Source organism: Microbacterium sp. MYb62 (assembly GCF_002979475.1).
GTDB lineage: Bacteria > Actinomycetota > Actinomycetes > Actinomycetales > Microbacteriaceae > Microbacterium.
This window is the reverse complement of sequence record NZ_PCOY01000002.1, coordinates 303,489-315,444: the sequence shown is the minus strand read 5'-3', so window position 1 is coordinate 315,444 and position 11,956 is coordinate 303,489. Positions and strand designations below refer to the sequence as shown.

At 68.1% G+C, this 11,956-nt stretch carries 13 protein-coding genes; 6 read left to right on the top strand and 7 right to left on the bottom strand.

Annotated features, from left to right (window positions below; all coding sequences use genetic code 11):
* Positions 1-120 precede the first annotated feature (120 nt).
* Together CQ042_RS03990 and CQ042_RS03985 are read left to right on the top strand one after the other, a co-directional pair.
* Entirely contained in the window at positions 121-1,155 is a 1,035-nt protein-coding gene (locus tag CQ042_RS03990) for a LacI family DNA-binding transcriptional regulator (protein ID WP_105668954.1), read from the top strand.
* 85 nt (positions 1,156-1,240) lie between these two features.
* A complete protein-coding gene (locus CQ042_RS03985) occupies positions 1,241-1,585 on the top strand; it encodes an L-rhamnose mutarotase (RefSeq protein WP_105668952.1) in 345 nt (114 codons plus the stop codon).
* A 3-nt stretch (positions 1,586-1,588) separates the two neighbouring features.
* On the opposite strand, the gene CQ042_RS03980 is transcribed toward CQ042_RS03985, so the two are convergent.
* Both CQ042_RS03980 and CQ042_RS03975 read right to left on the bottom strand, forming a co-directional pair.
* The gene (locus tag CQ042_RS03980; RefSeq protein ID WP_105668950.1) at positions 1,589-2,068 is read right to left on the bottom strand and encodes a hypothetical protein; all 480 of its coding nucleotides are present in this window, start codon (positions 2,066-2,068) and stop codon (positions 1,589-1,591) included.
* A 103-nt stretch (positions 2,069-2,171) separates the two neighbouring features.
* Positions 2,172-2,795 (bottom strand): LysE family translocator, encoded by a 624-nt coding sequence (locus tag CQ042_RS03975; protein WP_105668948.1) that lies wholly within the window; start codon positions 2,793-2,795, stop codon positions 2,172-2,174.
* A 98-nt stretch (positions 2,796-2,893) separates the two neighbouring features.
* Here CQ042_RS03975 and CQ042_RS03970 point away from each other — a divergent pair, with 98 nt between their 5' ends.
* Positions 2,894-3,349 (top strand): Lrp/AsnC family transcriptional regulator, encoded by a 456-nt coding sequence (locus CQ042_RS03970; RefSeq protein ID WP_105668946.1) that lies wholly within the window; start codon positions 2,894-2,896, stop codon positions 3,347-3,349.
* Here CQ042_RS03970 and CQ042_RS03965 read toward each other — a convergent pair.
* From CQ042_RS03965 to CQ042_RS03955, 3 genes are all read right to left on the bottom strand, one after another.
* Positions 3,306-4,115 carry a phosphotransferase gene (locus CQ042_RS03965; RefSeq protein ID WP_105668944.1) on the bottom strand — a complete coding sequence of 270 codons (810 nt, stop codon included), beginning with the start codon at positions 4,113-4,115 and terminating at the stop codon, positions 3,306-3,308. The genes CQ042_RS03970 and CQ042_RS03965 overlap by 44 nt on opposite strands.
* A 91-nt stretch (positions 4,116-4,206) precedes the next feature.
* A complete protein-coding gene (locus CQ042_RS03960) occupies positions 4,207-6,567 on the bottom strand; it encodes an arylsulfatase (protein ID WP_105668942.1) in 2,361 nt (786 codons plus the stop codon).
* A 109-nt stretch (positions 6,568-6,676) separates the two neighbouring features.
* Complete coding sequence (locus CQ042_RS03955) at positions 6,677-7,288, bottom strand: trans-aconitate 2-methyltransferase (RefSeq protein WP_105668940.1); 612 nt, start codon at positions 7,286-7,288, stop codon at positions 6,677-6,679.
* Positions 7,289-7,396: 108 nt separating this feature from the next.
* Between CQ042_RS03955 and CQ042_RS03950 the strand changes: the two genes are divergently transcribed.
* The 3 genes from CQ042_RS03950 (at position 7,397) to CQ042_RS03940 (ending at position 10,033) form a co-directional block, all read left to right on the top strand.
* Positions 7,397-8,218, top strand: a complete 822-nt coding sequence (locus tag CQ042_RS03950) for an NAD(P)-dependent oxidoreductase (protein WP_105668938.1) — start codon at positions 7,397-7,399, stop codon at positions 8,216-8,218.
* Between the two features lie 77 nt (positions 8,219-8,295).
* A complete protein-coding gene (locus tag CQ042_RS03945; protein ID WP_181157429.1) occupies positions 8,296-8,919 on the top strand; it encodes an RNA polymerase sigma factor in 624 nt (207 codons plus the stop codon).
* Complete coding sequence (locus tag CQ042_RS03940; protein WP_105668934.1) at positions 8,906-10,033, top strand: hypothetical protein; 1,128 nt, start codon at positions 8,906-8,908, stop codon at positions 10,031-10,033. Before CQ042_RS03945 ends, CQ042_RS03940 begins: the two co-directional genes overlap by 14 nt.
* Positions 10,034-10,095: 62 nt before the next feature.
* Here the strand turns inward: CQ042_RS03940 and CQ042_RS03935 are convergent, their stop codons facing one another.
* Both CQ042_RS03935 and CQ042_RS03930 read right to left on the bottom strand, forming a co-directional pair.
* Positions 10,096-10,716 carry an NADPH-dependent F420 reductase gene (locus tag CQ042_RS03935; RefSeq protein ID WP_105668932.1) on the bottom strand — a complete coding sequence of 207 codons (621 nt, stop codon included), beginning with the start codon at positions 10,714-10,716 and terminating at the stop codon, positions 10,096-10,098.
* Entirely contained in the window at positions 10,713-11,933 is a 1,221-nt protein-coding gene (locus tag CQ042_RS03930) for an FAD-dependent monooxygenase (RefSeq protein WP_105668930.1), read from the bottom strand. Before CQ042_RS03930 ends, CQ042_RS03935 begins: the two co-directional genes overlap by 4 nt.
* Positions 11,934-11,956: the final 23 nt, after the last annotated feature.

Sequence of the window (11,956 nt, the reverse complement as noted above, 5' to 3'; positions counted from 1 at the left end):
TCGATTCATATGCGATTCAGGGATACTGTAGGCATCGAATTCGTCGCCGGTCAAGTCACAGTCCGGCCACACACGTCACAGTCCGGACACGGTCGACGCCATGCCGGCGAAGGAGTACCCATGGTGGTGAGCATCAGAGACGTCGCGCAGGCGGCCGGCGTCTCGGTCGGCACGGTGTCGAACGTGCTCAACCGTCCGGACACCGTGTCGCCCGATTCCGCCGAGCGCGTGCTGAAGGTCATCGAAGAGCTCGGATACGTGCGCAACGACGCCGCCCGCAAGCTCCGCGCCGGCGTGAGCACGACCGTCGGATTCGTCGTGCTCAACGGGCAGAACCCGTTCTTCAACGACGTGGTGCGGGGAGCCGAGGACGAGGCGTCGCGGCACAACATCGCGGTCCTGTACGGCAACACCGACGAGGACTCCGACCGCGAGCGCATGTACCTCGATCTCTTCGAGGAGCAGCAGGTGCGCGGCGTGCTCATCTCGCCGTACGGCGACATCCACCCGCGCCTCGAGCGCCTGCGCTCCCGCGGCATCCGCGCCGTCCTCGTCGACCGGTTCGGCGGCAACAGCCGCTTCAGCTCGGTGTCCGTCGACTCTGTCGCCGGGGGCAGGATGGCCGTCGAGCACCTCATCGCCACCGGGCGCCGCCGCATCGCCTTCATCGGCGGCCCCATGGACATGCGCCAGGTCACCGACCGGCTCGCCGGGGCGCGGGTCGCCGCGGACAACGCACTGGACTCCGTCGAGATCGAGGTGTTCGCCACCGACGCGATGACCGTCGAGGAGGGCGTGGCCGTGGGCGAGCGGGTGCTGCGCCGCCCCCGCAGGGAGTGGCCGGAGGCGATGTTCGCGGCGAACGACCTGCTCGCGCTGGGCCTGCTCCAGTCGCTGATCGTCGACGGCCGGATGCTGGTGCCCGACGAGATCGCGCTGATGGGCTTCGACGACATCTCGTTCGCCGCCGCTGCCGCGGTCCCCCTGACGTCCATCCGCCAGCCGAGCGGCATGATCGGCCGCACAGCCCTGCGTGTGCTGCTCGAGGAGTCGGATGACCCCGACCTCATCCCCCGGCAGACCGTGTTCCAACCCGAGCTCATGGCGCGACGATCCACTGCCCCGGCGAACGTCGCGGCCACGCGCGCTCCTTGACGGAGCCCCGCGCGTGCAGTAGTGTCTGAATCGTTTCATACCCGCTGGCCCGAGCTTCAGCTCCCCCACCCGTGAAGGAGGAAGGATGACCGCGCGCGTCGCCTTCCAACTGCAGATCGCCCCCGACATGATCGCGGAGTACATCGCCCGCCACAGCCCGGTCTGGCCGGAGATGCTCGCCGAGATCGCGGCGTCCGGCCGCCGCAACTACTCGATCTTCCTCGGCGAGGAAGGACGCCTGTTCGGCTACTACGAGACCGACGACGACGCCGCCGCACGCGCCTACCTCGCCGCCTCGACGGTCGCCGCCCGGTGGGAGGCTTCGATGTCGGAGTTCTTCGTCGGCCTCGAGGGCCGCGCCGATCAGGCCGCCACACCCCTCGTCGAGGTCTTCAACCTCCAGGACCAGCTCACGGCGTCGGCGACCTGAGCGTCAGAGCGCTCCTTCACCCTCGGATTCCCGAGGATCGTGCGGGGTGAACACCAACCGCGAAGTGACGACGATCAGCGCGACCAGAAGCCCGACGATGGCTACTTCCGCGACGATGTACGCGTAGTGCGCCCCGTTCGTCCCCGGTGACTCAGCGCCTGCGATGACCAGGTCGCTGCGCTGATTGAGTACCGGACGGATGCCCGCCACCTCGACGAGGTACACGACCCAGATCGAACCGAGGATGCCCAGTGCCGCACGGCCGGCCCTCGCGCGCACGTTCACGCCCGTGAGCACGAGCAGCACGACGCCGGCGATCACATTCAACGCCGTGAAGACGAGCCGCCCGATACCGAGCCCGATCGGGATGGTGACACCGGGGGCGAGGAACTTCAGCGGCGCCTCCAGGAACGAGATCGCGACGATCGCGCCGAGCAGGAAGGCCGGCAGCAGGAGCCGAAGCGCAGTGGTCGTACGCACCATGGAAGTCACACCGTCCTCATCTCCCGCCGATCGCAGTCCGCCCTTCGACGCTACCTCGACGGTGCGGGGTAGAGGCCTGCGTCGACCGGGGAAAACGCACGACTCATAGCCACTCGATCACCTGCTCGACGAGGATCCCGACGCCGATGACGGTCATGGCGATGCCGGCGATCCGGGTGACCACCGAACTCGCGCGCGGACGCGTGCGCAGCAGCCGACGGGCGAGCAGTCCGACGGTCGTGTAGACGACGGCGATGTTGACGAGATGGAGGCCACCGAGCGCGAGCATCTGCGTCGTCGACGACCAGCCGTCCGCACTCGTGAACTGCGGGAGCAGGGCGAGGAGCAGCAGGAGACCCTTGGGATTGATCCCGCTCACGCCCGAACCGCGCAGGAACTGCGCCCATCCGCCCGTCGCGATCTGCTCGCCGCTCTCGGCGATCGGCGCCGGCCGGCTCGCCAGCGTCGTGGCTCCGAGGAAGATCAGGTACAGCGCGCCGACCACCGTCAGCGTCGTGAGAGTGAAGGGATACGCGGTGACCAGCGCACCGAGGCCCATCGCCACCGCGACGATCACGACGGTGTACCCGGCGATCATCCCGAGGATCGACGGGGCGATCGAGCGGGCACGCAGGCCCGCCGAGATCGCGTACGCCCAATCGGCGCCCGGGGTCAGCGCGAGCATGACGGCGACCACCCAGAACTGCATGACCAGCGCGATGTCCATCGATCCTCCTCGTGTCGAGGAAGAGACTACGAACGATCAGGCGAAAGGTGCTTCGTTTCTTCGACCGATCTCGCGATGAACCTGCAAGAATTGTCGACATGGACGCACTTGATCGGGAGATCCTCTCTCTACTGCAGGATGACGGACGGATGAGCGCGACGAACCTGGCCTCGCACGTCGGTCTGAGCCTCTCCGCCTGCCACCGCCGACTCAAGGAACTGGAGCAGTCCGGCGCGATCGAGCGGTACCGTGCGGTGGTGGCCCCGAAGGCGGTCGGGCTCACATTCGAGGCGATCGTCTTCGCCACGATCGGGCGCACCGACAAGGACACGATCATCGCGTTCGAGGAGGCGGTGGTGGCGATTCCCGCCGTCGTCGAGGCGCAGCGCCTGTTCGGCGACCCGGACTACATGCTGCGTATCCTCACCCGCGACATGGGCGCCTACCAGGAGCTCTACGACAACACGCTCGGTGCCCTGCCCGGCGTGCAGCGCCTCACCTCGACCATGGTCATGAAGCGCCTCGGTGCCGACCGCGCGGTGCCGATCCCCTGAGACCGGAAGGCGCATCCGGACCCGCCACCGCCTCGCGCCACACCGCCTGATGCGCAGCCGCATAGTCGACCACGGCTGCCCAGTGCGCTCCATGGCCCTCGCTGAACATGGTCCCCCAGGGCTCCCGATGTTCTGCGTGGCCCGACCGGAGCAGCTCGAACATCGCCGCCGCTCGTCGCGTCATGACCTCCGGCAGCGCAGCGCGGAGCTCATCGTCGGCACCGTAGCCGTCGACGAACGCACTCAGGTCGCTCGCCGCACGCTCGGGAGGGCTGTCGACGCGGGACAGGGTGAAGGCCTGCGCCGCATAGGCGAGATCCCACAGTCGCGTACTCGGCGCAGCGCCGTCCCAGTCGATGAAGACCCATCGGTCCCCGACCATCAGGTTCCACGGAGCCAGATCGTTGTGGCACACCAGATCGGCGCCGGGCGCCGCGATCGCGGTCTCCCACCGGGCCTCCGAGGGCGGGATGAAGTCGGCGCTCGCGTCGTGGATCGCACGCACCATCTCCCCCACCCTGCGGAGCTCCGCATGTGACAGCGGCTCCCCGTGCATCGCGAGTCGGCCGGGGATGAACTCCATGACCTGACGCCCCTGCTCGTCCCTCCCCATCGGCACAGGCAGGTCGACACCGCGGCTCCGCACGAACTCCATGAAGGCCACGACGCTCGGCGTGCTGTCGCCCCATGTCTTGCGCACCGTGCCGTCGACCTTCACGACCGGCCCACCGGCATTGCCGCCCGCCAGGGTCTCTTCGTGGCTCATACGCCCATCCAACCGTGGCACCCTCGACGGTTCGGCCTGGCGTGCCGGTGGCACTCGGATCAGCGGCAGCGGACGACGCTCTCGCCGGATCTCACTGCCGCGTCGTGATGATCCGCATCCGATCCTCGATGGGGATGAGGTGATCATGCGCATGGGCATCGTCGCCGAGATCGATCTGCACGCGGTGGACGCGCCCGGTGAAGACGCTGCCGCGCGTGTCGTAGTCCTCACTGACCGGAGTACCGGTGTCGGAGCCGACGTCGGTGGTCTCATCGCCCGAGAACGCCAACGGCACCGTGGCCTCGATGCGTCCTGTCGCGACCTTGGCGCCGTCGAGATAGAGTTCGGCGGTGGCGCCCTTTCCCAGGCCGCCCCCGTCGTAATCGAACTCGAGGCGCACCTGATGGTCTCCGGAAGCGAGCGGCTGTGCGCTCCGGACGTACGTGCGCTGCATGCCGAACAGGTTGTAGCAGTAGGTGGGCTTCCCCTCGTCGAGGTAGATCGCCCAGCCGCCGAACGCGCCGCCCTGCGCGACCACGACGCCCGTGGCCCCGTCTCCCACGGTCACATCGGCGGTGATCGCGTGGGACTTGTTCTTGACGTTGAGCACGACGTTCTCGGTCAGTCGGCCCATTCCGCCGAAAAGCAGCTGACGGTCACCGTGGATGAGGGTGGGCCGCCCGGCGAGGTCGGAGTTGAAGCGCTCGATACGTCGATCGTCGAGCGGGAACACCTTGTACTTCGACGCCTCCAGCAGGAACTTCTGCTGCAGGTGCGCCAGCTTCTCCGGGTTGTCGGCGGCGATGTCATGCGCCTGCGTCCAGTCATCGGGGCCGTAGAGCTCCCATGCGTCGTCGTCGATGGGGGGAAGCGGCTTGCCCTGATCCCAGGGGATCGAGTGACGAGTGACCGCCGTCCATCCCTGGTGGTAGATGCCGCGGTTGACGAACATCTCGAAGTACTGGGTGCGGCGTCGATCCTCCGCCTGCTCATCGTCGAAGGAGTAGGCCATGCTGATCCCCTCGTAGGGGTGCTGCTGCACGCCGTTGACGAAGGTCGGCTCGGGGATTCCCGCCGCTTCGAGCACGGTCGGGGCGATGTCGATGACATGGTGGAACTGGTGCCTGGTCTCGCCGGCGGCGTCGATGCCGCGCGGCCAGCGCACGATCGTGCCGGTACGGGTGCCACCCCAGTGGGAGGCGACCTGCTTCGTCCACTGGTACGGAGTGTTCATGGCATGCGCCCACCCCACGGCGTAGTGGTTGTAGGCCGCGGGGGTGCCGAAGTCGTCGATGCGCGAGGCCATGAACTCCGCGGTCTGCATCTCGGCGGCGCCGTTGAGGTTGATCAACTCGTTGAAGCATCCTGTGACGTCGCCCTCGGCGGAGGCGCCGTTGTCGCCGATGATGACGTACACGAGCGTGTCGTCGAGGACGTCGAGGTCTGACAGTGCGTCGATGAGTCGCCCGACATGATGATCGGTGTGCTCGAGGAAGCCGGCGTACACCTCCATCTGGCGGGCGAGGACGGGCTTCAGCTCGGCCGGCATGTCCTCCCACGCGGGAATCTGCTCGTGCCGAGCCGTCAGCTCCGCCGACTCAGGGAGGACGCCGAGCTGCTGCTGCCGGGCGAAGGTCTCCGCGCGCAGGCTGTCCCATCCGTCGTCGAACGCGCCCTTGTACTTGTCCGACCACTCCGTGGGCACGTGGTGGGGGGCGTGGGTCGCCCCCGGCGCGAAGTACGCGAAGAAGGGTTTCGTCGGCATCAGCGCCTTCTGCTGGCGCACCCAGTCGATCGCCCGATCCGTGATGTCCTCGGTGAGGTGGTACCCCTCCTCCGGTGTGCGATCCGGCTCCACCGGAGTCGTGTTGTGATAGAGCGCCGGCGCGTACTGGTTCGTCTCACCGCCCACGAAACCGTAGAAGTACTCGAACCCGCCCCCGCCGGATGGCCAGTTCTCGAACGGACCCATCGGGCTCGTCTGCCACACGGGCACCTCATGGCACTTCCCGAACTGCGCGGTGGAGTATCCGTTCAGCTTCAGCGTCTCGGCCAACGGGGCGCAGTCGTTCGGCCGGACCGAGCTGTACCCCGGAGCCGACGTCGCGATCTCCGTGATCCCGCCCATCCCGACCGTGTGGTGATTGCGTCCCGAGAGCAGCGCGGCCCGCGTCGGGGAGCACAGCGAGGTGTTGTGGAACCGCGTGTACTTCAGCCCCTGCCCGGCCAGCTTCTCGAACGTCGGCGTCGCGATGGGACCGCCGAACGCACTGGAGGCACCGAACCCGCAGTCGTCGATCAGAACGATGAGCACATTCGGCGCACCCTCCGGCGGCAGCAGCGGCTCGATCGGCGGGAACGCCGTATCCGGATCCTTCGCATCGAACGTCGCCGGGAAGTCGGCGCCCCGGTACGGAATCGGCAGGATCTGTCGCTGGATCGAATCGCGCATGGTCACTCCGGATGGTCAAGCAGCCCGGGACCCCGGACCTGGTGCTCCTAGCATCACACCTGGATCGCCGGCGGACGAGGGCCCCATCCGGGTGAATTTTCTCGACCGATCAGACCGCCACGGCGCTGACCGAAGCGTGCGGCCGTCGTCCCTCCTGCACCCTGGCGTCGCTGTCGAGCACCGAGAAGCCCGCGCGCTCGAGCAGCGCCGTCATCCCCTCGATCGACCAGTAGTGGGCTGACGTCACGGCATGCGGGAAGGGTTCACCGTCGACGCCCTCGAAGAATCCGACGAGCAGACCGCCGCCCGCTCGGAGTGCGCGTCGCGCCGCGGTCAGGAGGGAGGGAAGCTCAGCCGGACTCGCGTGGATCAGGGAGTACCAGGCGAGCACGCCGCCGAGCGACCCCGGCGCGATGTCAGCATCGGTCACCGACGCGACCCGGTACGGCACGTGCGGGAATCGCGTGGTGGCGGTGGAGATGAACGCCGGCACGAGGTCGACCCCCTCCACCTCGTGGCCTCGATCCGCGAGGAACGCCGTCCAGTGTCCGGGACCGCAGCCGGCATCGAGGATGCGTCCGTCCACGCCATCGGCCCAGAGGGTGATGCGCTGCCGATCGATCGCATCCATCTGCGAGATGTCGCCGAAGAGCTCCGTGTACTCGACGGCGCGCGCGGCATACCCGTCTCGGATGCGCCGGCTTCCTGCTCCGTCCACCATGGATCGTCCCCTCCCGAGATCGCCCGCGATCGCCGGCCTCCCCCAGTATCCACCGCCCGCCGATACGCCTCCTCGACGCGTCCGTGAGATGACCGATACTGTCTGGTCATGACTCCGAGCGACGCCGCGGCAGGCCATCCGACCACGACCGCAGGACGCCGTTGGGTGGTCACGGGTGCCGCCGGAACGATCGGATCCGCGCTTCGCGCCGCCCTCGCGAAGGAGCGGGTCGTGCTGGTGTCCACCGACGTCCGCCCCACCACCCCCGTCGGCCCCGACGACGCGGTCAGGACGCTGGACCTCGGTGACCTGGAGTCGCTGGTCGACCTGTTCGCGGGTGCCGACGGTGTGATCCATCTCGGGGGGATCGCCGATGAGGCGGACTTCCACGACCTGGCCGAGGTGAACGTCGTCGGCACCTACCACGTGCTCGAAGCGGCTCGACGGGCCGGAGTGCGTCGCGTCGTCTACGCCAGCAGCAACCGGCTGACGGGCATGTACACCGCCGGCGAGCACGTCTCCCCCGACATGCCTCCGCGTCCCGACGGCTTCTACGGGGTGTCGAAGGCAGCAGCGGAAGCCCTGTGCCGCCTCTACGCGGACAAGTTCGACGTCAGCACCGTGTCGGTGCGCATCGGCACCTACGAGCAGCGGCCGAACTCCGCCCGCGAGCAGCGCACGTGGCTGAGCCCGGCCGACGCGGTGCGGGCGTTCCTCGCGGCCATGACGACCTCCGCGCATACGGCCGTGTTCTATGCGGTGTCGGCGAACGCCGAACTCTGGTGGGATCTCGACGCCGGCGCGGCGATCGGGTTCGCTCCCCGAGACGATGCCGCCGAGTGGGGCCCGCCGGAGCCGCTCGACGCGAACATGCCGCAGGGCGGGGTCTATGCGACCCCGGAGTACTCGACCGACCGGATGCGCCGCTAGCCGCCGGCCGCTCGGCGCCGCCGGTGCCCGTTCGGACGCCGATGGAACCGGATCGCGCCGAGTGACGGATACCTATTGTGACCAACGACAACGACATCATCCGCGAATCGATCGGGTCTGCGGAGAAGTTCTCCGAGATCTTCGAACGACATATCGACGCGGTCTCGGCGTACGTCGCCCGCCGCGTCGGGCCGGCGGCGAGCGACGACATCGTGAGCGAGACGTTCCTCATCGCTTTTCGCAAGCGCAAGCGCTTCGACCTGGAGCGCCCATCCGCCCTCCCCTGGTTGATGGGCATCGCGACGAATGTGCTCGGTCAGCACCGCCGAGCCCAGGCACAGCACTGGCGCGTGCTGCAGGCATCCTTCAGCCAGAGCGACCCGGTCGCTCCGGACGATCACGACCGGTCATCGGCGCAGCTCGATGCGGCGGGCGAGATCGAGCGTCTGTATCCACGGATCGCCGCCTTGTCCGCTCGCGACCGCGAAGTCCTCTTCCTCCACGCCTGGGGAGACCTCACCTACGAACAGATCGCGGCCGCGCTGCGGATCCCCGTCGGCACGGTCAGATCGCGACTGAGCCGCATCCGGGCGAAGCTCGCGGCACCGCCACCGTCGCCGCCCGAGGCTGCCCACCAGCCCCGGCCCGCGACCACCCACATCCGACTTGCTGAGAAAGAGATCATCCATGGACATCCTTGACACGGTGCGCGAGATGAAGCCCACCTACCCCGCCTCTTCGCAGGCTCCCCGGCGCGCCCTCCACCAGGCGATCGGCCGCTCCCGGCGTCGACGTCCCGTCGGACGGATCGTGGCGGCCTCGGTCGGCGGCACGGCCGTCGCCGCCGTCGCCCTCACCGCTTCCCTCGTGATCCCTCCGGGGATCGTCGGTGAGCCTCAGGCCGCATCGGCGTCGACGTACCTCAACGAGACCGCGGCTTCGATCCGCGCTGCGGTCGCTCAGCCCATGCAGGTGACGATCACGACTCGGCACCTGCGCATGATCGGTGGCCCCAACGAGAAGTTCCTGCCCTTCGGAAGCTTCCGGACGGGAGCGACCGCGGCCGTCGTCACCGAGTCGGGAAGCACGTACGTCACCGCGCCCGACGGCACGTACTCCATGACCTCGGAGACGTCCTTCCATGCGTCGGAACTGTACGGAGACGAGTCGGCGATCCGGGCCACCTGGACCGCGTACTACGGATCGGAGTATCCGATCGGATCGGTGCCGGGTCCTCAGCCCGCCTCCGACACCCAGCAGTTCGATGCGGACATCGACGAGCTTCCGGTCCCCGCTTCCGATTTCCCCTCCGAGCCCGCCGCGTTCCTCGCCGCCTGGGAGCGAGGGATGGAAGCGCAGCTGATCGCGGAGAAGGCCGAAGCGGCGACGTTCCCCCAGGATGGCGAGCCGGAGACCAACGGCCTGTACGACAGCATCGAGGAGGAGCTCGCCATCCCCCCGGCCGAACACATGTTGAACCAGCTCACGTGGGCGCTTCCCTTCATGACCGCGTCTCCCGAGTACCAGGCGACCTTCCTCGAGGCGCTCGCTCTCGCCGAGGGGATCACGGTCGAAGAGGATGCGACAGCGAACAAGGTGCTCCTCTACGAGACCGATGACGCCCGGATCCGGCTGACGATCAACCCCGAGGCCGGAGCCATCGTCAAGATCGAGGAATTCCTCCTCCGGGCGCTCCCGGAACTGTGGAACCGCCACACGAAGGACGACCCGCTCGTCGACGTCGGGTCAGCCTCGTTCCTTCCGGCGGACGTGCCCGACTCCGTCACATCGTTCACCACCGTGCCGTTGGGGTGACCTTCCCTGCCCCGCAGACGTGCCCTCCCCATCCTCTGCGGATGGGGAGGGCACATCCGTGCTCACGGCAGCAGCGCGAATCCCGCCTCGTTGCGTGTCTTGCCCAGCGCCGCCAAGACGATCTGGAGGAAGCCCATCGCCTCGAGCTCTCTCGCCCGTGACAGCGGGCCGACGTCGACCGCCCTCATCCCTGCGGCCTCGATGAGCCCCGCGACGGCGATCTTCGCCTCCGGGTGATCGCCGGCGAACAGGACGGTCGTCGGGGTCGTGCCGTTCGTGCCGGTGACGAGGGTGTCGCCCAGGTTCACGTTGAACGCTTTCACGACAGCCGCTCCCGCGGGTACCTGTCGGGCGAGCTCGGCAGCGGTGGAGGAATCCGCCGGCACCGTCAGCTCGTCGTAGGTGGTGAAGTCGATCGGGTTGCTGATGTCGATGACGACCTTGCCGTCGAGCTGCTCCCGATAGTGCTCGAGGATGCTCGGGTAGGCCCCGTACGGAACGGCGAGCACCACGAGTTCGCCGGTCAGCTCGTCACCGATGGCCCCGTACGTGACGTCCGCGCGCTCCCGTGAGGAGCTCGCCGTGCTGCGTCGGATGATCTGGATGCTCGCGCCGGCCCGTGCGGCGACGTCGGCGATCGCCGCGCTCATCCTGCCGCTGCCGATGATGCTGATCGATGTCATGCGAACTGATTCCTCCTCGAGTTCTGGAGCGCCTTCTCGGCGACTTTCAGCGCGTCGTAGTCGAACACCGCACTTCTGCGGAAGTCCCGCCCCACACGCAGGTCGGCGTCGCGCTTCTGCAGATCCGCGAACTCGTACTGCGCATCGAACATGGCACCGGCCCGTCGAGAGCCGTGCTGCAGGATCGCCGTGCGCTGCATGCGGACCGAGGTGTAGCGCCGGAACGCCTCGGGGATGTCGGACACGTCATCGGCCGCGGCGAGGAACGTCGCGAGGGCCATGCTGTCCTCGATCGCCTGGTTCACCCCCTGGCCCTGGTGCGGCAGCATCGTGTGCGCGGCGTCGCCGAGGAGCGTGATCGGCCCGCGCGACCAGTTGGTGAGGGGCTCGTGGTCGAACAGACCCCACCAGAAGGTCTTCTCGATCGCCGAGATGAACCGATGGAGCCGCGGGTCCCAGTCCTCGCCCGCGAACTCGGCGGCGAGTTCGCTCACCTCGGCGGGTCCAGACCAGTCCCCCGCGAGCGGCCGATCGCTGGGGACCCCGGCCACGAAGTTGAAGAGCTTGCGCTGCTGCAGCGGATAGCACATGAAGTGCCGATGGTCCCCCATCCACACCTGGCTGATCATGGGCCACTCGTCGGGGAGGAGCGACGCGTCGACGACTCCGCGGTAGACGATGTATCCGGAGTAGACGGGTTCCGGGAACTGCGACACCGCCTTGCGCACGACCGAGTGGATGCCGTCCGCTCCGATCACGGCATCGAAGTCCTCCCTCGCGCCGTTCTCGAACTCGACGCGTACCCCGGCGTCCGACGTCTGGATCGACGACAGCCGATGGCCGAGACGGATGGTGTCGGGATCGACCTCCTGAGCCAGCACGGCGATGAGGTCCGGCCGATACATCCCGATATTGCGGTACTGCCGTGCGGAGTCCTCCCAGGCCGCGTCGGTGACGACGTTGCCCCGCGCGTCCTGGTACACGCCATGGCCGTCGGGGGTGGCGCCGGCACGCTTGATCTGGTCGAGCACGCCGAGCCTGTCGAGGACGCGCTGGGCGTTCGGGGCGACGGTGACGCCGGCGCCCACCTCGCCCAGCTTGCCGGCCTGCTCGAAGACCGTGACCTGGACGCCGGCGATCCTCGTCAGGGCGATCGCCGCGGTGAGTCCGCCCATCCCTCCGCCGATGATCGCGATCCTGGTGGCGCTGTTTACCATTTCTTCTCCTTGACTGGACGGCG

Coding starts and splice junctions, on each gene's coding strand:
- CQ042_RS03985 (WP_105668952.1), top strand. CDS start 1,241: ATGACCGCGCGCGTCGCCTTCCAACTGCAGATCGCCCCCGACATGATC.
- CQ042_RS03935 (WP_105668932.1), bottom strand. CDS start 10,716: ATGACATCGATCAGCATCATCGGCAGCGGCAGGATGAGCGCGGCGATC.
- CQ042_RS03970 (WP_105668946.1), top strand. CDS start 2,894: ATGGACGCACTTGATCGGGAGATCCTCTCTCTACTGCAGGATGACGGA.
- CQ042_RS03960 (WP_105668942.1), bottom strand. CDS start 6,567: ATGCGCGATTCGATCCAGCGACAGATCCTGCCGATTCCGTACCGGGGC.
- CQ042_RS03975 (WP_105668948.1), bottom strand. CDS start 2,795: ATGGACATCGCGCTGGTCATGCAGTTCTGGGTGGTCGCCGTCATGCTC.
- CQ042_RS03930 (WP_105668930.1), bottom strand. CDS start 11,933: ATGGTAAACAGCGCCACCAGGATCGCGATCATCGGCGGAGGGATGGGC.
- CQ042_RS03950 (WP_105668938.1), top strand. CDS start 7,397: ATGACTCCGAGCGACGCCGCGGCAGGCCATCCGACCACGACCGCAGGA.
- CQ042_RS03955 (WP_105668940.1), bottom strand. CDS start 7,288: ATGGTGGACGGAGCAGGAAGCCGGCGCATCCGAGACGGGTATGCCGCG.
- CQ042_RS03965 (WP_105668944.1), bottom strand. CDS start 4,115: ATGAGCCACGAAGAGACCCTGGCGGGCGGCAATGCCGGTGGGCCGGTC.
- CQ042_RS03990 (WP_105668954.1), top strand. CDS start 121: ATGGTGGTGAGCATCAGAGACGTCGCGCAGGCGGCCGGCGTCTCGGTC.
- CQ042_RS03980 (WP_105668950.1), bottom strand. CDS start 2,068: ATGGTGCGTACGACCACTGCGCTTCGGCTCCTGCTGCCGGCCTTCCTG.
- CQ042_RS03940 (WP_105668934.1), top strand. CDS start 8,906: ATGGACATCCTTGACACGGTGCGCGAGATGAAGCCCACCTACCCCGCC.